The sequence below is a fragment of the Bacillus sp. TE9106W genome (assembly GCF_054062215.1).
In genome coordinates this window covers 80,024-99,423 of sequence record NZ_JBSSFA010000015.1, presented here as the reverse complement: position 1 = coordinate 99,423, position 19,400 = coordinate 80,024, and the positions used below count along the sequence as shown (strand labels likewise).

The window sequence follows — 19,400 nt, the reverse complement described above, 5'->3', positions numbered from 1 at the left end:
TCGTACCGGGCTCACACCTTCCCCCAGCTCTCTGAACGTATCAAATATACATACTCTTCTTGCTCATCGATTTCATCTATTGAAGTTACTTGTGATTATAAATTATATTTTTATAGTTGTAAAGTACAATTTATTCATCATCCTATATGAACTCTTCTCTCTAATTCTTGTAAAAACAATTCTCTTTTTTGTTCATTTTGAACATATATTGACTTCAATACCTCTTGCAACAATAAATTTCTCTCTCTTTTCTCTATTTGTAATTCTTTCACCTTTATTCTAACTTCGTATAAAAAATCAAGATACGATTCATACGTCTCATCATATTTATTTGCGATATCATCTCGAATTTTTTTTGCAAGTTTCGGACTCGCTCCCCCGGTAGAAACAGCTATATTAAGTAGCCCGCGATGAAACGCCGCCGGAAAATGAACATTTCCACTTTCCGGATTCGTAATGACGTTTACCAGCTGATTTTCTGCCGTATCTTCAGCAACCTTTTCATTCAATATGGCATCACTACTCGCTGCTACAACTAAAAAAGCACCATTAATATCATTTTTTTCATACTCCCTTTGATACCAACGAATTTTCTTTTCTTCTACAAGTTTCACTAAATTCGCATCCAATTCAGGACTTACCACAACTATATCTGCACCTTGTTTTAGTAAAGGAATAATTTTAAATCCCGCAACTTTTCCTCCACCAATGACAACAACACGTTTCTTCTCAACTCGTACTGTAAGTGGATACATATTGATCTCCCTTCAATAATTTCTTCGTTTTCTGAATTAACATATACTGAAACGCTTCATTCTTTCCTAAATACGGACTTATTTTTATCTCATCTAGCTCATATTGGCGCACTTCTTTTTCAATATGTTTCATAAGTAAACCTGTAAATAACAAGTAAGGCAGCACAACGATATTCTTTTCTTTTCGTTCTACAACTTCCTTTAACTTCTCCTCAAATTTCGGCTCGGCAGCCGCTAAGTAACAAACTTCTACTTTCTTAATCTTCTCTTCCGTTTGAAATAAAGAAGCAATCCAGTTTATATCTCTTAATACTTCAGGATCACTGCTCCCTCTTGCAACGAGAAGTAACGTCACTTCATTCTTATTTTCCTGTTCAATGCCACTTCCGCTATACACTGATTTTATAAGTGCTTCTGATACGCCAAATGGATTACCATAGGTCACTTTAATACTTGGATATTGATTATTTAACTTTTCCAATTCAAACGGAATATCTTTTTTCACATGACCTGCTGCTAATAAAAAAACTGGAATAACGATAATCTCTGTAGCACCACGCTTCACACATGTACGGAACCCTTCATCAATAGTTGGACTCGCTAACTCTAAAAAACAAATTTCTTGAATACTTGCCTCTACACGGTTCATACATGACGTAATAAATGCAACCGCTTCTTCTTTAGCTGCTTTCAAGCGACTTCCATGACATATATATAAGATGGCTTTCATTTTATAACACTCCACTTACTTGATACGTACTTTCTGTCTGCTTTTCAAACCAATGGATTTTTTCTCTAAAACGAACGACTTCTCCAATTACAATCATGCTCGGATTTTGAATTTGTTCTTTTTTCGCAACATCTACAATTGTCCCTAACGTCCCAACAACTGTGCGCTGCATAGATGTAGTTCCCCGCTCAATAATAGCGGCAGGCGTACTTTTATCTTTTCCATGCTTCATCAGTTGTTCACATATGTAGGGTAAATTGCTAACCCCCATATATACCGCTAAAGTCTCTACACCTTTCGCTAAATTTTCCCATTTCACTTCCTCTGCAGCATCTTCTTTTCGATGCCCTGTCACAATAGCAAAGCTTGCACTTGCATCACGATGTGTCACTGGGATACCCGCATAAGCAGGTGCAGCTATTCCAGCTGAAATACCAGGAACAATTTCAAATGGTACACCTTGCTTTGCTAACGCTTCGGCCTCTTCTCCCCCTCTACCAAATACAAATGGATCCCCACCCTTAAGTCTCGTTACAATTTTTCCTTTTTTCACATATTTAATAAGAAACGTGTTAATTGTCTCTTGCTTCATCGTGTGATAATTTGGTAGTTTTCCGCAATAAATTAAATCCGCTTCAGGCTTTGCATAGGAAAGCAATTCTTTATTTACGAGACGGTCGTACAAAATAACATCTGCCTTCTCAATACATTTCAATCCTTTCACAGTAATTAAATCTGGATCCCCAGGGCCCGCCCCAACGATATATACTTTTCCCATCATCTCTCCTCATTTCTACTATTAAAGTGAAACTTCCATCCTTATATATGAATGGAAGTTTTCATTTCTTCATATTTCAATGTTCTTTACTCATGAATAACAAAGGCCGCGCTTTTTCGAATCTTCTTTTTTTCAAATAAAGCAATCTCCTTTACCTCTGGTAACGGTAAAAAATGTTTTTCAAGCTCAATCTCCGCCATCTTAAATGCCTGTTCTTCACTTTCAGCAACAACAACAATTGGAACAATGCTACTCACTAATACCGCTTCAAATCGATATAAATCCATATTGCCCCTCCTAAGACGCTATTACTTCTTCTAACACGTTATTTAACGCTATTTGTAATGTCTCTACACCAACGCGGCCTACAAAATCATAAAATGTTTCAGCCGGTAACTTATTTTCTTTGAAATAACTTATAAATGATGCGAGTACATCAGGTAGATCCTCACCATCTATTTTTCCTTTTAACTTTTGATTATAAGCACCACCATCTAACAATGTTCCACCTACATATATTTCAAATGCTTCAACAATTCCTTTTTCCTTCGTTTTCATTTTCACACCTTGTAATCCAATGTCCGCAATTTGACGTTGACCACACGAATTCGGACATCCTACCATATGAATACGAACCGGAACATCGAGTGCAATTTGTGTATCTAAGTATTCGGCAATTTTTCGTAATCTTTCTTTCGTTTCTACTAAAGCAAGATTGCAATATTCAATACCAGTACAAGAAACCGCGTGACCAATAAACGATTTCGGATTCGCTGATATCGCTTCAAACAACGGCTCAGTTAGTAAGCCAGTTACATTTTCCGGCGGAACATTCGGAATAATGAAGTTTTGCGAATTACATGTACGAATTTGTCCATTTCCATATTGTTTTGCAATTCTTGCAATCTCAAACATTTCTTCTGCATGTAGGCGCCCTACCGGCACATTAAAACCTACATATTTTAGTCCCTCTTGTTTTTGATCTTGGACACCATAAAAGTATCCCGCATTCCAGCCTTTGAGAGCACTTTCCCCTTTACTTTGTAATGGTCCTGTATACTCTATTAGTTTCTCTTTAAACTTCTCTGCTCCCCAGTCTGCAACAAGAAATTTCAAACGAGCTAAATGACGTTTTTCGCGATATCCAAAATCACGGAATATCGTAGCAATCGCAATCGCTACCGCCTTCACTTCTTCTGGTAAAACGAATACATCTAATTCATCAGCTAAATGTGGACGAGCTGATAACCCACCACCTACTTTTATATGAAAACCAACTTTTTTCTCACCATCTATCTCTTTCGTAGCAGGTGTAAATGCAACACAGTTAATCTCTGCATTTGCTGCGTTATAAATGTTAGAACTAATAGACATTTTAAATTTACGTGGTAAGTTAGAAAACTCTTCATTATGTTGGAAGTAGTCATATACCTCTTTCACAATATGCGTTGTATCAAATAATTCATTTGCATCAATACCAGCAAGTGGATTTCCTGTAATATTACGCGTTATATCACCACACGCTCCAGCTGAAGATAACCCAACTCTTGCTAATCTTTTAAAAATATCTGGAATTTGATGAATTTCTAACCAATGAAACTGAATCGCCTGTCTTGTCGTAATATCGATTACGTCACGTCCATAATCCTCAGCGATAGAAGCAAGCACTTCTGCCTGTGCATTCGTAATAATCCCAGAAGGAATATTTACGCGCATCATAAAATAACCAGCTTCTTTCGGTCTTTGTAAATACAACCCTGCCCATTTGAATGCGTCCCACTCTTCTTTCGGAATAGATTCGAAGCCATTCTCTGCATAGTAAGGAATATCATTAAAGATTTCCAATCCATCTTTTTTTAATTTATTTTTCTCAGTTTGATTTAATTTTTCATTGTTAGCCCATACTTTTTCATAACTCATTTTTTATCCCCCTATATCAAACTACGCTCTTGTAAGTACTTCACGATTTGTTCTGCACATTCTTCAATAGAATACTTATGCGTTTCTACAATTAATTCCGCTTTCTCTGGTTCCTCATACGGTGAATCGATACCTGTAAACTCTTTAATATCACCTTTTCTTGCTTTTTTATAAAGCCCTTTCGGATCACGTTTCTCACACTCTTCAATTGGACATTTTACAAACACTTCTATAAATTCATCTACAGCTAATAGATCTCTAACTTGTTTTCGGTCTACTCGAAACGGTGAAATAAACGCTGTAAGAACAACAGTACCTTGATCGACAAATAGCTTCGCCACTTCGCCAATACGTCTTATATTTTCCATACGATCACTTTCAGAAAAACCTAAATCTTTATTTAAACCGTGGCGTATATTATCTCCATCAAGTACATAGTTTCCAATATTCTTTTCAAATAGTTTACGAGCAACCGCGTTCGCTACTGTAGATTTACCCGAAGCTGATAAACCAGTAAACCAAATTACAAAACTATGATGCCCATTCTTCACTCTTCTCTCATCTTTTGAAACAGAAGCTGTATGCCAAGTAATATTCGTATCCATCTCATTCTCTCCCTATTCTGTTACTACTTCTTTTTTCAAACCTTTAATTAGTACCTCTACTACCTCTTTACGACTAAATGTACTTGGCGGAATCTCACCGTTTCGTAATAGTTCTCTTACTTTCGTACCCGATAAAATAACATGATCTTCTTTTCCGTGCGGGCATGTTTTTGTCGAAGCCATTGCTTCACATTTCGTACAGTAAAAACTATGCTCAAAAAATAACGGTGTAATCCCTAACTCTTCCACTGTAAAGTTTGTAAAAATTTCTTGCGCTTCATAAGTTCCGTAATAATCTCCTACCCCAGCATGATCGCGCCCTACGATAAAGTGGGTACATCCAAAATTCTTTCTAACTAATGCATGGAATATTGCTTCCCTCGGTCCTGCGTAACGCATTGCCGCAGGAAATACACTTAAAAAGACACGATCTTTCGGATAATAGTTTTGAAGTAATACTTCGTAGCTTTCCATCCTTACATCAGCTGGAATATCGTCCGATTTTGTTTCCCCAACGAGCGGATTTAAAAAGAGTCCATCTACAATTTCAAGAGCAGATTTTTGAATATACTCATGGGCACGATGTACCGGGTTCCTCGTTTGAAATCCTACTACTGTTTTCCAACCGCGTTTTTTAAATTCTTCTCTCGTTTCAATTGGATCTAAATGATAAGAAGGAAACGGATTATTTTCAAAGCGTTTCGTAAGAACAATAGCCCCACCGACATAAACGTTCGGTCGTTCATATAATTTTTTCACTCCCGGATGAGCCTCATCCGTCGTTTTATATACTAGTAACGCTTCTTTTTCCTTATTAGGCACAAAAATATCTTCTATTTGAATGACACCATATACATTTCCACCGTTAACAAGCTTTACTTCCTCTCCAGATTTTAGACTCTTTGCCACTTCTTCTGTTACTGGTAATGTAATTGGTATACTCCAAACGCTCCCATTATCTAAACGAAGCGTTTCTACAACTGAATCATAATCTTTCTTTCCTAAAAAACCAGTAAGCGGGCTATATCCCCCTGTCGCTAATAGTTCTAAATCACTTAACGCAATGTTATCTAGCCCAATTTCTTTTTCAATTTGTGATACGTCATATGTCTCGTCTACAAGGTTTACCAATTCGTTTACTGTACTCATTTTCTATATCTCCTCTTTGTTTTATTTCAAGATTCATCTTATTGATAATGAAGACCACATTCAGTTTTCACTTTCCCAGCCCATCTACCATCTCTCGAATCGCCACCCTCTCCTACAGGCAACGTACACTTCTCACACCCAATACTTGGATATCCAATATCATGTAATGGGTTATACGGCAAGCTATGCTTGTATACATATCGCCATACTTCTTTCCACGTCCAATGAATGAGCGGACAAACTTTAATAGATTGAAAACGATGATCTTGATTTATAAACTTTGTATGCTTACGCGTTTCTGATTGTTCTCTCCTCAACCCTGATATCCACGCTTTTTCATTCGCTAATGATTCTTCTAACGGTAAAATTTTTCTAATCTTACAACAGAGATTAGGATTGCTTTCCCATAGCTTGTCACCATGCAATTTGTCTTGTTCATCAAGTGTAAGTTTTGGCTGTTTTTCTATAATATTCAATGAAGGAAATCGTTCCCGCACTTTTTGAATTAATTCATACGTTTCTTGAAAATGTACGTTTGTATCCAAAAATACAACTTTAGCAGATGGATTTACTTGGTTAATAAGATGCAGTAGTACCATCCCTTCCACTCCGAAGCTACATGCGTATACAATTTCACTTTTATATTCTTTATACGCCCAACTTAATACTGATAGCGCGCCTTTCGTTTCATCTTCTTCTGAAAATGAAACATCATTTTCTTCCCACGTTTCATACGTCAACATGTTTTTTCCCCCTGTAAAAGCAAAAAGACGGTTTTAACCTAATGAAATAGGTTAAAACCGCCTCTAGTTTTTCTAGTCAGCGCTTTTTACTTTAAACGTACTTTTTCACTTTTCTCTAGTTGAATGACTTTTCCATCTTGTACAACAATTGTAATTGAACCATATTTCATATCAGCAAGCATCGCTTGAATTCTCTCAGATACTTCCTCAAAATGTTCCCGTACGCTCACGCGAACAGCCCCCCTTTTTATTCATAAAAAAAATCTTTCCCATTTCGAAAAGACTGTTCGGTAATATATTTTACCTTATCTTTCAAAATGGATTCCATTTTGCTGGATTTAGCACCTTGCTTTCTATAAGCAGGTTGCCGAGCTTCGCCGGGCCAGTTCCCTCCGCTTCTCTTGATAAGCTTTGTATTTGTATTTTATCACAATTCTGATTTTTTTCAATCCTAGTTTTCCGATATATTTTAATTATTTTATTTTACAAAAAAGGAATTGCCCATCCGAACAACTCCTTTTTCTCTCTTAAACAAGTTCTTTAATACGTATGCGATCGTTCCCAATAATATTTTCATATGTTTCGCGCTCTACAACAATTTGTGATGTACCACCTTTCACGAAGACGACAGCTGGTCTACGAATCCGATTATAATTATTCGCCATCGAGTACCCGTATGCCCCTGTACAAGAAATCGCTAGTAAATCGGCAGAAGCAACTTTCGGTAAAGTAATATCCCAAATTAACATATCTCCGCTCTCACAACATTTGCCTGCAATCGAAACAGTCTCCTCATTCTCATCATTCCCTCGATTTGCTAACATTGCTTCATAACGAGCGTTATATAAAGCAGGTCTTAAATTATCAGTCATTCCACCATCCACTGATACATATTTCCGAATACCAGGAATGTCTTTCACAGATCCGACTGTATAAAGTGTCGTTCCAGCATCCCCTACAATGCTACGACCTGGCTCAACCCATATTTCTGGCAATGGATAATTACATACTGTAAATTGTTCTCTCACTGCACTTGTTACAGCTCGCACGTATGTCTCAAGAGTTAATGGTGTATCTGACTCTGTGTAGCGTATTCCAAATCCTCCGCCCACATTTAGCACTTTTACTACATAGTTTGTTCGCTCTCTCACTTCTTCTAAAAATTGATGAAGAACTTCGATCGCTCGCACAAAGCCAGCCGTTTCAAATATTTGTGATCCGATATGTGAATGAATCCCTAACACGTTATAATTTGATTTTTGTAAAGCAAGCTCAATCGCCTGCATTGCTTGACCATTTGACACGCCAAATCCAAATTTTGAATCATCTTGACCTGTTGTAATATATTCATGTGTGTGCGCCTCTACTCCAGGTGTTACACGAATTAATATGTTCACAAATTTCCCATGTTGCACTGCTAAATCATGCAAAATTTCTAATTCCAAGAAATTATCTACAACAAAACAACCAATATTCGCCTGAAGAGCCATCACGATTTCTTCTTCTGTTTTATTATTGCCGTGAAAATGAATGCGTGATGCCGGAAATCCTGCTTGAAGCGCAGTATATAATTCCCCTCCAGAAACAACGTCTAATGACATATTCTCTTCACGAGCTACTCGGCACATCTCCATGCACAAGAACGCCTTGCTTGCATATGCTACTTGATAAGAGAACCCACTTTCTTTAAAAGCACGATGAAATGCGCGGCACTTTCCTCGAATTGACTCTTCATCGTATACATAAAGCGGTGTTCCGTATTGTTTTGCTAGCTGCGTCGTATCGCACCCTCCAATTTCTAAGTGTCCTTGCCCATTGATTCGGCTTGTGCCTTGTAAATACATTTGAATTCCTCCCTTATTTCCTCTAAAACTCATAACCCCAATCTTCTATTCATTGCAGCACGCTTTTAGATAGACAAAAAACGCGCGGAACAATGTTCACACGCGTTTCTTATTAGGAAAAATATATATTGAAAAAATAAACGAGTTGTTATCTCCTCAAAATAAGAAACCGCATCAACATCTCCAAATAGCTCTCCATAAAATAAATCTTATGACAGTACTACATTTATTCAATGCAGTCCCAATATATGAATAAGATGGTTATTCTTACATTTCGGCAATAGTCCCTTTCAACCTATGATCACAGATTCCATTCAATCTCCCATAGCTTACTCTTTCCTATCGCGGCCTCTACCTTTGAGAGTAGATGAGGTAAGTCTATTTAATTTTCAAACATCTAATTGTTGCTATTAACAATACCAAAGGACCATTTTATTTGTCAAACAATTTTTTATATTGTTTTTTTACAGTTTAGTTTCGTATCATTTGGTAAGCGCTTTACTAAAACCTTCGTCACTTCCCATTCGCCTTCGTCGTTATTAAATGTAATTGTTACCTTCTCAAATGGTGGAGCAATTTTCCCAGCGACTCGTTCATACTTTGTCACTTCAATACTCGCTTGAAATAAATATGTACCGCTATACACTTTTTTTAAACTAATAATTTTAGGACATTGATACGGCTTCAAGCTCCCATATTGTTTTTCAATCGCTTTATTTATTTTCGGGAATAACACAGAATAAAGGGCATCTTCCATAAGAGGTGCCTCATATTGAGCTACCGACACACTCGGTGAAGCAAAAAGTATAACACTACTGCATACTATAAAATATAATAATTTTCGCATTATAACCTCCCTATTGTTACACGATTCTTTCTGCACACGATAATAATCATACATAGAAACTCCATTTTATTGTCTCCTACTGTCCTTTTTCTACTCAATTATTATAAAAAAGTCCACAACTCTCTTTTATTTTCGTATAATGATACTCATAGTATAATAAACATAATAACAAAGGACTGTTCGTATATATAAAATGAGGCGTTAATCAAATCGGCTCACAAGAACTGTCATGCTTTTTAGGAGAGGAGTATATTATGCTACAACGTCTGTTTCCAAAACTGCGATTTGCACTCGTTGCGGTCGTTTTACTATGGATAAAAACATATATTGTGTACAAGCTAGCATTTGATATTAAAATTGATAATTTCTTTGAAGAATTTATGCTTTTTATTAATCCACTAGCTGCGTTACTTTTATTTTTCGGTTTTGCTTTATTTGCATCTAAACACCGAAACCGCATTATAGTTGGGATTAGTTTTATACTATCATTCATTTTATTTGGAAATGCAATGTTCTATGGATTTTATAACGATTTCGTTACGTTCCCGGTGTTATTTCAAACAAATAATATGGCTGATTTAGGGACAAGTATAAAAGAACTCTTTACGTACAAAACATTACTTTTATTTGCAGATGCGATTATTTTAATGTTTCTTTCACGTAAATTCCCGGCATTTTGTGACAAGACGCCGCTTTCTCGCTCTGAGAAGCGAACTTTCTTTAGCGGTGTAACAGCTCTATTAGCACTACAAATTGTTGTTTCTGTTATTTATAAACCACAAATGTTCTCACGCTCATTCGATCGTCAAACTGTCGTGAAAAATTTAGGTTTATACACATATCATCTATTTGATATTACACTGCAATCAAAATCTTCAGCTGAACGTGTATTTGCAAGTGGGGACGGGTTCTCTGAAATTAAAAACTATACAGACTCAAAAGATAAGCAAGTTGATAAGAACTTATTTGGAGCTGCAAAAGGTAAAAATGTCATTTTGATTTCAATGGAATCTACACAAAGTTTTGTTATTAATAAAAAAATAAATGGAAAAGAAATTACTCCATTTTTAAACGAATTTATTAAAGATAGTTTTTATTTCGATAACTTTTATCATCAAACAGGACAAGGTAAAACTTCTGATGCTGAATTTATCGTTGAAAATTCACTTTATCCGTTAGACCGCGGTTCTGTATTCTTTACTCACGCAACAAATGAATATACAGCTACACCAGAACAATTAAAAAAATACGGATATTCTTCTGCTGTCTTCCATTCAAATGATAAAGCGTTTTGGAATCGGGATGTAATGTATCCTGCACTTGGATATGATCGTTACTTTAATTTAAATGATTACGTAGGCACAGAACAAATGTCAGTCGGTTGGGGATTAAAAGATAAGGAGTTCTTTGAACAATCTATTCCAAAGTTAAAATCTTTACCACAGCCGTTCTATACAAAATTCATTACTTTAACAAATCATTTTCCATTTCTTCTAAATCCAGAAGATCAATATGTTGATGAGTTTAATTCGGAAAGTGGCGTTGTAAACCGTTACTTCCCAACCGTTCGTTATACGGATGAAGCTCTTAAACAATTTATTAAACAATTAAAAGCAGAAGGACTGTATGACAACTCTGTTATTGTCATTTACGGAGATCATTACGGTATTTCTGAAAACCATAACGCAGCTATGGCTCAGTTCCTTGGGAAAGACGCTATTACACCATTTGATTCTATGCAATTACAACGCGTCCCTCTCATTATTCATGTACCTGGCCAAGAAGGAAAAGTCATTTCTAAAGTGTCTGGTCAAATTGATATTAAACCAACGCTACTTCATTTACTTGGTATTAAAACAAATAAATCAGTTGAATTTGGAACTGACCTATTTATTAAAGAAGAAGATCCACTTATGGTAATGCGTGATGGTAGCTTCGTTTCGGAAGATTATGTGTATACAAAAAACATGTGCTATAAAAGAAGTACGGGCGAAGAAGCAGACATCTCATTATGTCAACCGAATATTGAAAAAGCAAAAACTGAATTAAAACTCTCCGACAAACTCATTTATGGAGATTTATTACGTTTCGATCCTACGAATCAGTATAAAACCGGAACGATGACAACGAAATTTGAATAGTAAAAGAAGCAGCTTTATAAAAGTTGCTTCTTTTTTTACTTGTTTTTCAAATCATTCTTCTATGAAATCTTTCACAAATTGGGAATTTCTTTCGTATGAGGAATAAATTTATGGTATGATAAAATAAGTAAACTTTCATACACTAATTAAGAATTTATTACAGAAAGCAAGGGATCAGATTTTGTATAGAGCAGCTATTCCAAACTTATTTACGCTCGGAAATTTATATAGTGGATTCTTGTCAATCGGCTATGCATCTTTAGGATATTATAAATCAGCTGCTATTTTAGTACTTATCGGGATGATGTTAGATAGTCTTGATGGGCGTGTTGCTCGTTTATTACGTGTTGATTCACAAATGGGAAAAGAGCTTGACTCGCTTGCGGATGTCGTAACATTTGGTGCAGCACCTGCTGTTCTTATGTATTACACATCTTTCTCTAATTATGGAATCATCGGACTATACATAGCGGGGCTATTCCCTCTTTTCGGAGCATATCGTTTAGCACGATTTAATGTAACACCATCTTCTACTTCAATGAAATATTTCACTGGGGTACCGATTACAGCAGCGGGAGGGCTTGTTGCTTTCTTAACATTATTTTCACATACCATTCCAAAAATCGTTCTTATTACAGTATTTGTAACGTTCGCATTTTTAATGGTGAGCCGCATTCGTATCCCAAGTTTAAAAGATGTACCAATTCCACGATATAGCATCATTATTACACTATTTTTAGTTGGAATCATTATCACAATGTATCAAACAGGGTTCGGTAATTTTTCTGTTTTCTTATTCATTGCTATTCCACTATATATTTTGTACATGCTATCTCAATTCCTTAGACAAAGACCATCAAAAAGAGCAAATAAAGAAAAATAAAAAGAAACCTTCCGGTTCCGGAAGGTTTCTTTTTATTTTGTAACGAATACTTTTTGATTTACAGGTGTTACAGGTTCTTCACCATTTAATACAGCTAAAATATTTCTTACTGCCATTTCAGCCATCGCATCACGCGTTTCAAATGTTGCATTTCCTACGTGAGGAGCAAGTACTACATTCTTTAATCCTTTTAACTCTTCAGTAATTTTCGGCTCAAATTCGAACACGTCAAGAGCTGCTCCTTCAATTTCATTCGTTTTTAACGCATGAGCAAGTGCCGCTTCATGCATAATTGGTCCACGTGAAGCATTTACAATATATGCTGTTTTCTTCATCATTTTAAACTGTTCTTCATCAATCATATGATGCAATTTCGGATTATACGCAGAGTTAATTGTAATAAAGTCTGCTGTTTGTAATAATTCTTCCAATGTTACATATGTTGCTTCCAATTCACTTTCAGCTTCAGGTTTTCGATTTGGTCCTGTATATAAAATATTCATTCCAAATGCTTTCGCACGTTTTGCAACTGCCTTTCCGATTTCTCCAAGGCCAATAATTCCAATTGTTTTACCATGTACTTCTCGGCCTAAGAAAAATAACGGTGCCCATCCGTTAAATCCCGTTGTACGGCATAGCGTATCACCTTCAGGAATTCTACGTGCAGCTGCTAAAAGAAGTGCAAATGTTAATTCTGCTGTCGCTTCCGTTGATACTTTCGGTGTATTCGTTACCGCAATCCCTTTTTCTCCAGCATACGTGTAATCAATATTATCGTAACCAGCACCGTAGTTTGCAACAATCTTCAAATTAGATGCCGCATCAATCACTTCTTTTGTCACCTTTGTAGAAAGTAGACTTAGCAATGCATCTTTATCTTTTACACGCTCTGTTAATTCATCTAAAGAAATTAACTCCTCTTTATCGTACATTTCCACATCATGATCTTTTAATAGTTCTAATCCGATTTCGGGAATTTTTCCTGCTACTAATATTTTTGCCACTATACTAACACCTCTTCTATACAAAATAGGATATCTCTTATCTTTCATTGTAAGAAATCCACATATAAAAACCAAGGAATTTGATTATAGTTTTAAAAATCGACACTTTTCCATGAAAAAAGAGGAGATGCAAGTCTCCCCTCTTTTTACGCTTTTTCTTGCGATGCTTTTCCGAGCTTCACATCAATTGTTCCTTCTGCAACTGTATCGCTAATTTGCTCCTCAATAACTGACTGAGCAGTATTCGTTGTTTCAGAAGTATACGATTGTTGCTGTACACCTTGTACATTTTGTTTATTTTGTTGTTTCGCCATTTCTTACCCTCCTTTTTATTCTTTCTTATTTTGAACAAAAAGAACGGTTTTCATCAAAAAATCGTGATCATTTTGAAATTGTTACTTCTTCTAGTAATCTCATCGTTCTGACTCGTTTCGTAAATGTAGCTAAGTGAGAAATATCATGATTACGTAACGTCTTTACATTCTCTTCCACATATTTTCCTAAATCGTTTGGATAATGAGCATCTGAAGAAAGTGTAATCGGAACTTCGTGTTTAGCTAATACTTGTAAATAGAGCGGACTCGGGCACATTTCGCGCACAGGATAACGATAATACAATCCTGCATTTATTTCCGTTGCCGTATTTGTTTCTACTAATGCACGCGCAATTTCCTTGTAATAAGAAAGTTGTTCATTCTCATCTAACCGATAATTAAATACTTTTATGTTGTCAAGATGAGCAATAATATCAAATAACTCAGAACGAACTGCGCACTCAACCGTTTTGAAAAACGTATCATATAAAGAGTATAAGTCATGTTCCTTGAAATATTCTTTCGTATCTGGATTATCAAATCCCCAGCCATTTAAAAAATGAACAGAACCAATTACATAATCAAAGTCTCCTAATGCGAGTAAAGATTGTAATTCTTGTTCACCACCAATAAAATAATCCGCTTCAATTCCAAGTTTAAGCGTAACACCTCTTTTACTCCACCGTTCTTTCGCCTCTTCAATTGCCTTTGTAAAATCATGTATTGAAGCTATCCTTACTTGGTCTAACCATTCCTTTTGTAAACATCCAAGCCCTGAATCACTAATATCAACATATTTTTCATAGTATTCTTTCGCTTCATAAAAACGGTATAAATGATCGACAATACCAACTTCTTTTATCCCTTTTCGCAAAGCTTCTTCTAAATATAAATCAATCCATTTCGTTGTAAATGGCCCTTCATTCACACGTCTTTGCAGGCGTTCTTGTGTTTTCACAAGCCATTCCATAGAATGTTTTTCTTCTTTTAGCGGTTCATAATGTTGCAGTGCTTCATTTATTTTAGCTAGCCATCCTATTGAATATGGCCCTTCTTCTAAATGAATGTGATAATCCACTTTCATACCTATTCCCCCTATAATGTATCTATTTCTCTTCTGTCCCCTACTCTTGAAAGCTTCCCATTTCTTTCTGTCACTTCCTCCATAATATCTTCTAATGGTATATTTTTTTCGGCTAATAACACGAAGCAGTGATACAATACATCAACCATTTCTTTTACTAGCTCTTCTTTATCATTATTTTTAGATGCGATGATTACTTCGGAACATTCCTCACCAATTTTCTTTAAAATTTTATCTTCTCCTTTTGAAAACAAATAATTTGTATATGATTCAGGAAGTGGATTTCTCTTTCGTTCTTCAATTGTTTCGAATAGTAATTTGAAGGTATTTTCCATATGTATCCCCCTATATAATTTTGTAATGAAAACATGTTTTTTCTCCCGTATGGCAAGCAGGTCCTACTTGTTTTACGAAAACAACGATTGCATCTTGATCACAATCTAAATAAAGCGATTGCACATGTTGGACATGTCCGGATGTTTCCCCTTTATTCCATAACGACCTTCTTGAGCGAGAATAAAACCATGTTCTTTTCGTTTTTAGCGTTTTTTCATATGCTTCTTCATTCATATAAGCTAGCATTAAAACTTCTTTTGTACCTTCTTCAATTACAACTGCCGGTAATAGTCCTTTTGAAAAGTTAGGTTTCATAACCGCACCTCGACGTTTGCATTTCTTAATTTTCTCTTTACGTCCCCTATTGTCGCCTCACCGTAATGAAAGATTGATGCCGCTAACGCTGCATCTACTGTTGTCTTTTGAAACACTTCTATAATGTGATCAGCATGACCACATCCACCCGACGCGATGACTGGTACGGAAACACTTTTTGAAATTTCTTCTGTTAAACGAAGGTCATATCCGTTTTTCGTTCCATCTGCATCCATACTCGTTAACAAAATTTCGCCGGCACCAAGCATAACAACGCGCTTTGCCCATCCAATTGCATCCATTCCCGTATCAACTCTTCCGCCGTTCACATATACATTCCACTTACCTTCTGCTACTTTTCTAGCATCAATTGCTACGACAATACATTGTGAACCAAAGTGCTGTGCCCCTTCTTCGATTAATTTTGGATTTCGCACTGCTGCTGAGTTAATTGAAACTTTATCTGCTCCCGCTCTTAGTAAATTGTACATATCTTTCACACTTGAAATTCCTCCGCCAACTGTAAGAGGAATAAATACTTTTGAAGCCGTTTTTTCTACAACATCTATAATTGTTTTTCGTCCTTCATGCGTTGCCGTAATATCTAAAAATACTATTTCATCTGCTCCCGCATCATTATATAAAGCTGCTATTTCAACAGGATCACCGACATCTTGTAACCCTATAAAATTTACCCCCTTTACGACTCGCCCTTCTTTCACATCTAGACATGGAATAATGCGTTTCGCTAACATAACTTTGTTACCTCTAGCACTTCTTCTAAATCAATCGTTTTCTCGTAAAGAGCCTTACCAATTATGACGCCGTATATGTTCATATCATTTAACTTTTTCACATCTTGTATAGATGCAACTCCTCCAGAAGCAATAAGACGAATAGCAACGCTTTTTTGTAGTAACTCCAATTGCTCTATATTCGGCCCTGCAAGTGTCCCGTCTTTCGAAATGTCTGTAAATACAATTGTTTGAACACCTATATTCTCCATTTGCTTTGCTAAATCAATGTAAGAAATTTCAGACACATCAAGCCAACCTCTCGTTGCTACGAAACCATTTTTCGCATCAATTCCAACGATGATTTTTTCTTTATATAGAAGAACTGCTTCTTCTAAAAATGTCTTATCATAAAGAGCAGCTGTTCCTAAAATCACTTTATCTACCCCTACTGAAAATAACTTCTCTACCGCTACAAGTGATCGAATTCCTCCTCCAACTTGCACAGGAATACGTACTGCCTTGCAAATTCTTTCAATGACGGACAAGTTTAACGACTCGCCAGCAACTGCTCCATCTAAATCAACAATGTGCAACCTTTTCGCTCCAAATTTTTCAAATATAATCGCTTGCGCAACCGGATCCTCATTCATTACAGTTTCTTTACTAAACTCTCCTTGATACAGTCTAACGCATCGCCCTTCTTTTAAATCGATAGCTGGGAAGATTTCCATGTTTCTACCACTCCTTTAAAATTTTTCAACATTTGCATGCCAATGTCACCACTTTTTTCAGGATGAAACTGCGCACCATATATATTTCCTTTTGCTACAAAACCAGGTACTTTCACTCCATAATCACTTATTCCACACACAATTTCATTTGGACAATCTGCGTAATAAGAGTGGACATAATATACGAAAGAACCGTCCTCTACTCCATTCCAAAGCGCTATTTCTCCTTCTTTCTTTAACTCATTCCATCCCATATGAGGAATTTTATAAGGAACTTTTAACTTTCGAATAACACCTGGCAATAAACTTAATCCGTTACAATCTTGGAGTTCCTCACTTTTTTCAAATAAAAGCTGCATTCCTAAGCAAATGCCTAGAAGTGGTTTTCTTGAACGCCCAATTTCTTGTAACACACGAACTAAATCTTTTTCTTCCAATATATCCATCGCTTTTGGAAATGCACCTACTCCTGGTAAAATCACTCCATCACTTCTAAAAATCTCTTCTTTATCACTCGTTACGATGTACGCTGCTCCAATGTATTTTAATGCTTGTTCTACACTACGAATATTTCCCATTCCATAATCTATAATGGCAATCAATTACAACATCCCTTTCGTTGAATTTACACCAGTAATGTGGGCATTTCTTTCGACTGCTTCTCTAAGCGCTCTACCAAACGCTTTAAATAATGCTTCAATTTTGTGATGTGTATTGCTTCCATATAAAATACGAGCATGTAATGTAATATTAGCGGCATGAGCAACTGCTCTAAAAAATTCTTCTGTTAGTTCTGTATCAAAATCCCCAAGTTTCGGATTCGTTAATTCTCCTTGAAATACAATATATGAGCGCCCACTAATATCAATTGCGACAAAGCCTAAAGATTCGTCCATCGGCACATATGCCGAGCCGTAACGGTTAATCCCCTCTTTATTTTGCAATGCTTCTTTTAAACAATTTCCGAGTACAATCCCAACATCTTCAACTGTATGATGCGCATCAACGAATACATCGCCTTCCGCCTCCACTTGCAAACCGAATCTTCCATGCCTTGCAAATAAAGTTAGCATATGATCAAAAAAACCAACTCCCGTTTGTACAGAAACGTTCTTTCCTTCATCAAGCTGCAAACTTAATTTTATTTTTGTTTCTGTCGTCTCACGTATTTGACTAAACTCCCGCATTATTCTTCCTCCCCAAATCTTATTTGAATTGCTCTCGCATGCGCATGTAGCCCTTCTTTATTGGCAAGTTCTACAATATGATGTTTTACATCTCTTAATGCTTCCTCCGTATAAGATAGAAAACTTGATTTTTTCACGAAATCATCGACTGATAACGGCGAGAAAAACCTTGCCGTTCCACTTGTCGGTAATACGTGATTCGGTCCCGCTAAATAATCACCGAGCGGTTCTGGTGCATACGGTCCAAGAAAGATAGATCCTGCATGTTTCACATAAGCTAGAGCATTCATCGGTTCTTTTATATGTAACTCTAAATGTTCCGGGGCGATTTCATTCGATAACTGTAGTGCCTCATCTATAGAAGGAACGATAAAAATGGCTCCATTTCTATTTATTGATTCACGTGCAATTTCGCTTCTTGGTAATGTTTCTAACTGCCTTTCTATCTCTTTTTCTACTTCTTTTGCTAATTCTATATTCGTTGTAATACAAATTGCTGTCGCTCTCTCATCATGTTCTGCTTGTGATAATAAATCAGCAGCAATATATTTTGCATTGCCAGTTTCATCAGCAATAACTACTATTTCTGACGGTCCAGCAATCATATCGATATTTACTATTCCGTATACTTCTCGTTTCGCTAGAGCGACGTACAAATTTCCTGGTCCAACTATTTTATCCACTTTCGGAATCGATTCCGTCCCGTATGCTAAAGCAGCAATTGCTTGCGCACCACCTATCATATAAATTTCATCTACTCCTGCAAGGCTTGCAGCAACTAAAATATGCGGATCAATTCCTCCTGCTCTTGGCGGTGTTACCATTACAATCTTTTTCACACCCGCGAGCTTTGCTGGCAATACATTCATTAATACTGACGAAGGATACGAAGCAGTTCCGCCTGGCACATATACCCCTATATTTTCTAACGGCCGAATGATTTGTCCCCTTATGATGCCTTTACTCGTGCAATCAAACATCGATTGTCTTTTTTGCTTTTCATGGTACGAAATAATGTTTTTCTTCGCCTCTTGTAACGCTTCTAAAAATGAACTCTCTACAAACATACTCGCTTGTTTTATTTCTTCTTCACTTACACGAACATCTTTAATCTCTACACCATCAAACTTTTTTGTATAGAAAGATAACGCCTCATCTCTACTCTCTCTTACGTTCTGAACGATTTCCCTGACACTTCTTTGAACAGTTTCTTCTATTATATTAGCGTTTTCTCGTAACAGTTTTATTTTCGTTAACGCCTTTTGAAAATCCTCGCAAACTATCTCCATTACAAGTC

Annotated in this window: 23 protein-coding genes, 2 riboswitches and 1 other annotated feature (1 of these 26 cut by a window edge); of the genes, 2 read left to right on the top strand and 21 right to left on the bottom strand. The window is 36.4% G+C overall.

The window, feature by feature from the left end; all coding sequences use genetic code 11:
* Positions 1–76: a binding site (T-box leader), on the bottom strand (it extends 173 nt beyond the left edge of the window).
* Positions 77–137: 61 nt separating this feature from the next.
* The 11 genes from ACVWY7_RS22510 to ACVWY7_RS22460 all read right to left on the bottom strand — a co-directional run bounded on the left by ACVWY7_RS22510 (position 138) and on the right by ACVWY7_RS22460 (position 9,371).
* Complete coding sequence (locus tag ACVWY7_RS22510; RefSeq protein WP_000283337.1) at positions 138–755, bottom strand: NAD(P)-binding protein; 618 nt, start codon at positions 753–755, stop codon at positions 138–140.
* Positions 730–1,485 (bottom strand): sirohydrochlorin chelatase, encoded by a 756-nt coding sequence (locus ACVWY7_RS22505; protein WP_000644358.1) that lies wholly within the window; start codon positions 1,483–1,485, stop codon positions 730–732. Before ACVWY7_RS22505 ends, ACVWY7_RS22510 begins: the two co-directional genes overlap by 26 nt.
* Position 1,486: 1 nt before the next feature.
* The gene (gene cobA, locus ACVWY7_RS22500) at positions 1,487–2,263 is read right to left on the bottom strand and encodes a uroporphyrinogen-III C-methyltransferase (RefSeq protein ID WP_431174763.1); all 777 of its coding nucleotides are present in this window, start codon (positions 2,261–2,263) and stop codon (positions 1,487–1,489) included.
* A gap of 86 nt (positions 2,264–2,349) precedes the next feature.
* Positions 2,350–2,550 carry a DUF3906 family protein gene (locus ACVWY7_RS22495; protein ID WP_000366921.1) on the bottom strand — a complete coding sequence of 67 codons (201 nt, stop codon included), beginning with the start codon at positions 2,548–2,550 and terminating at the stop codon, positions 2,350–2,352.
* A gap of 10 nt (positions 2,551–2,560) precedes the next feature.
* Positions 2,561–4,183, bottom strand: coding sequence for a nitrite/sulfite reductase (locus ACVWY7_RS22490; RefSeq protein ID WP_000119638.1), 1,623 nt, complete (start codon positions 4,181–4,183; stop codon positions 2,561–2,563).
* An 11-nt stretch (positions 4,184–4,194) separates the two neighbouring features.
* The gene (gene cysC, locus ACVWY7_RS22485; RefSeq protein ID WP_456523983.1) at positions 4,195–4,788 is read right to left on the bottom strand and encodes an adenylyl-sulfate kinase; all 594 of its coding nucleotides are present in this window, start codon (positions 4,786–4,788) and stop codon (positions 4,195–4,197) included.
* Between the two features lie 12 nt (positions 4,789–4,800).
* Positions 4,801–5,937 carry a sulfate adenylyltransferase gene (gene sat, locus ACVWY7_RS22480; RefSeq protein ID WP_456523982.1) on the bottom strand — a complete coding sequence of 379 codons (1,137 nt, stop codon included), beginning with the start codon at positions 5,935–5,937 and terminating at the stop codon, positions 4,801–4,803.
* A 38-nt stretch (positions 5,938–5,975) separates the two neighbouring features.
* Positions 5,976–6,680, bottom strand: a complete 705-nt coding sequence (gene cysH, locus ACVWY7_RS22475; RefSeq protein ID WP_000958992.1) for a phosphoadenylyl-sulfate reductase — start codon at positions 6,678–6,680, stop codon at positions 5,976–5,978.
* An 86-nt stretch (positions 6,681–6,766) separates the two neighbouring features.
* Positions 6,767–6,910: a YezD family protein gene (locus ACVWY7_RS22470; protein ID WP_000116165.1), complete on the bottom strand. Its 144-nt coding sequence runs from the start codon at positions 6,908–6,910 to the stop codon at positions 6,767–6,769.
* A gap of 72 nt (positions 6,911–6,982) precedes the next feature.
* Positions 6,983–7,091: riboswitch (SAM riboswitch) on the bottom strand.
* A gap of 116 nt (positions 7,092–7,207) precedes the next feature.
* A complete protein-coding gene (gene lysA, locus ACVWY7_RS22465; RefSeq protein ID WP_456523981.1) occupies positions 7,208–8,524 on the bottom strand; it encodes a diaminopimelate decarboxylase in 1,317 nt (438 codons plus the stop codon).
* A gap of 180 nt (positions 8,525–8,704) precedes the next feature.
* Positions 8,705–8,886, bottom strand: a riboswitch (Lysine riboswitch).
* 89 nt (positions 8,887–8,975) lie between these two features.
* Positions 8,976–9,371, bottom strand: coding sequence for a DUF3888 domain-containing protein (locus ACVWY7_RS22460; protein ID WP_001228840.1), 396 nt, complete (start codon positions 9,369–9,371; stop codon positions 8,976–8,978).
* 254 nt (positions 9,372–9,625) lie between these two features.
* Here ACVWY7_RS22460 and ACVWY7_RS22455 point away from each other — a divergent pair, with 254 nt between their 5' ends.
* Together ACVWY7_RS22455 and pssA are read left to right on the top strand one after the other, a co-directional pair.
* Positions 9,626–11,512, top strand: a complete 1,887-nt coding sequence (locus ACVWY7_RS22455) for an LTA synthase family protein (protein WP_000941718.1) — start codon at positions 9,626–9,628, stop codon at positions 11,510–11,512.
* A 181-nt stretch (positions 11,513–11,693) separates the two neighbouring features.
* Entirely contained in the window at positions 11,694–12,395 is a 702-nt protein-coding gene (gene pssA / locus ACVWY7_RS22450) for a CDP-diacylglycerol--serine O-phosphatidyltransferase (protein WP_000285422.1), read from the top strand.
* 32 nt (positions 12,396–12,427) lie between these two features.
* Here the strand turns inward: pssA and ACVWY7_RS22445 are convergent, their stop codons facing one another.
* The 10 genes from ACVWY7_RS22445 to hisD form a co-directional block, all read right to left on the bottom strand.
* Positions 12,428–13,399: an NAD(P)-dependent oxidoreductase gene (locus ACVWY7_RS22445; protein ID WP_456523980.1), complete on the bottom strand. Its 972-nt coding sequence runs from the start codon at positions 13,397–13,399 to the stop codon at positions 12,428–12,430.
* Positions 13,400–13,545: 146 nt separating this feature from the next.
* Positions 13,546–13,713 carry a YozQ family protein gene (locus ACVWY7_RS22440; RefSeq protein WP_001118888.1) on the bottom strand — a complete coding sequence of 56 codons (168 nt, stop codon included), beginning with the start codon at positions 13,711–13,713 and terminating at the stop codon, positions 13,546–13,548.
* A 67-nt stretch (positions 13,714–13,780) separates the two neighbouring features.
* The gene (locus ACVWY7_RS22435; RefSeq protein WP_105989053.1) at positions 13,781–14,797 is read right to left on the bottom strand and encodes a histidinol phosphate phosphatase domain-containing protein; all 1,017 of its coding nucleotides are present in this window, start codon (positions 14,795–14,797) and stop codon (positions 13,781–13,783) included.
* Positions 14,798–14,808: 11 nt separating this feature from the next.
* Complete coding sequence (gene hisI / locus ACVWY7_RS22430) at positions 14,809–15,132, bottom strand: phosphoribosyl-ATP pyrophosphatase (protein WP_000432050.1); 324 nt, start codon at positions 15,130–15,132, stop codon at positions 14,809–14,811.
* A 10-nt stretch (positions 15,133–15,142) separates the two neighbouring features.
* Positions 15,143–15,448: a phosphoribosyl-AMP cyclohydrolase gene (hisI, locus tag ACVWY7_RS22425; RefSeq protein WP_000803978.1), complete on the bottom strand. Its 306-nt coding sequence runs from the start codon at positions 15,446–15,448 to the stop codon at positions 15,143–15,145.
* Positions 15,445–16,203 carry an imidazoleglycerol phosphate synthase cyclase subunit gene (hisF, locus tag ACVWY7_RS22420; RefSeq protein WP_017560826.1) on the bottom strand — a complete coding sequence of 253 codons (759 nt, stop codon included), beginning with the start codon at positions 16,201–16,203 and terminating at the stop codon, positions 15,445–15,447. Before hisF ends, hisI (ACVWY7_RS22425) begins: the two co-directional genes overlap by 4 nt.
* The gene (gene hisA / locus ACVWY7_RS22415; protein ID WP_000402283.1) at positions 16,197–16,916 is read right to left on the bottom strand and encodes a 1-(5-phosphoribosyl)-5-[(5-phosphoribosylamino)methylideneamino]imidazole-4-carboxamide isomerase; all 720 of its coding nucleotides are present in this window, start codon (positions 16,914–16,916) and stop codon (positions 16,197–16,199) included. The genes hisF and hisA overlap by 7 nt, the downstream gene beginning before the upstream one ends.
* Positions 16,889–17,518, bottom strand: coding sequence for an imidazole glycerol phosphate synthase subunit HisH (gene hisH / locus ACVWY7_RS22410; protein WP_017560828.1), 630 nt, complete (start codon positions 17,516–17,518; stop codon positions 16,889–16,891). The genes hisA and hisH overlap by 28 nt, the downstream gene beginning before the upstream one ends.
* Positions 17,519–18,103 carry an imidazoleglycerol-phosphate dehydratase HisB gene (gene hisB / locus ACVWY7_RS22405; RefSeq protein WP_001206629.1) on the bottom strand — a complete coding sequence of 195 codons (585 nt, stop codon included), beginning with the start codon at positions 18,101–18,103 and terminating at the stop codon, positions 17,519–17,521.
* Positions 18,103–19,392, bottom strand: a complete 1,290-nt coding sequence (gene hisD / locus ACVWY7_RS22400; protein WP_000406992.1) for a histidinol dehydrogenase — start codon at positions 19,390–19,392, stop codon at positions 18,103–18,105. The genes hisB and hisD overlap by 1 nt, the downstream gene beginning before the upstream one ends.
* Positions 19,393–19,400 lie beyond the last annotated feature (8 nt).

Bases quoted from the DNA above. Each gene is read 5' to 3' on its own strand.
- ACVWY7_RS22510 (WP_000283337.1), bottom strand. From the start codon at position 755: ATGTATCCACTTACAGTACGAGTTGAGAAGAAACGTGTTGTTGTCATT.
- ACVWY7_RS22505 (WP_000644358.1), bottom strand. From the start codon at position 1,485: ATGAAAGCCATCTTATATATATGTCATGGAAGTCGCTTGAAAGCAGCT.
- cobA (WP_431174763.1), bottom strand. From the start codon at position 2,263: ATGGGAAAAGTATATATCGTTGGGGCGGGCCCTGGGGATCCAGATTTA.
- ACVWY7_RS22495 (WP_000366921.1), bottom strand. From the start codon at position 2,550: ATGGATTTATATCGATTTGAAGCGGTATTAGTGAGTAGCATTGTTCCA.
- ACVWY7_RS22490 (WP_000119638.1), bottom strand. From the start codon at position 4,183: ATGAGTTATGAAAAAGTATGGGCTAACAATGAAAAATTAAATCAAACT.
- cysC (WP_456523983.1), bottom strand. From the start codon at position 4,788: ATGGATACGAATATTACTTGGCATACAGCTTCTGTTTCAAAAGATGAG.
- sat (WP_456523982.1), bottom strand. From the start codon at position 5,937: ATGAGTACAGTAAACGAATTGGTAAACCTTGTAGACGAGACATATGAC.
- cysH (WP_000958992.1), bottom strand. From the start codon at position 6,680: ATGTTGACGTATGAAACGTGGGAAGAAAATGATGTTTCATTTTCAGAA.
- lysA (WP_456523981.1), bottom strand. From the start codon at position 8,524: ATGTATTTACAAGGCACAAGCCGAATCAATGGGCAAGGACACTTAGAA.
- ACVWY7_RS22460 (WP_001228840.1), bottom strand. From the start codon at position 9,371: ATGCGAAAATTATTATATTTTATAGTATGCAGTAGTGTTATACTTTTT.
- ACVWY7_RS22455 (WP_000941718.1), top strand. From the start codon at position 9,626: ATGCTACAACGTCTGTTTCCAAAACTGCGATTTGCACTCGTTGCGGTC.
- ACVWY7_RS22440 (WP_001118888.1), bottom strand. From the start codon at position 13,713: ATGGCGAAACAACAAAATAAACAAAATGTACAAGGTGTACAGCAACAA.
- ACVWY7_RS22435 (WP_105989053.1), bottom strand. From the start codon at position 14,797: ATGAAAGTGGATTATCACATTCATTTAGAAGAAGGGCCATATTCAATA.
- hisI (WP_000432050.1), bottom strand. From the start codon at position 15,132: ATGGAAAATACCTTCAAATTACTATTCGAAACAATTGAAGAACGAAAG.
- hisI (WP_000803978.1), bottom strand. From the start codon at position 15,448: ATGAAACCTAACTTTTCAAAAGGACTATTACCGGCAGTTGTAATTGAA.
- hisF (WP_017560826.1), bottom strand. From the start codon at position 16,203: ATGTTAGCGAAACGCATTATTCCATGTCTAGATGTGAAAGAAGGGCGA.
- hisA (WP_000402283.1), bottom strand. From the start codon at position 16,916: ATGGAAATCTTCCCAGCTATCGATTTAAAAGAAGGGCGATGCGTTAGA.
- hisB (WP_001206629.1), bottom strand. From the start codon at position 18,103: ATGCGGGAGTTTAGTCAAATACGTGAGACGACAGAAACAAAAATAAAA.
- hisD (WP_000406992.1), bottom strand. From the start codon at position 19,392: ATGGAGATAGTTTGCGAGGATTTTCAAAAGGCGTTAACGAAAATAAAA.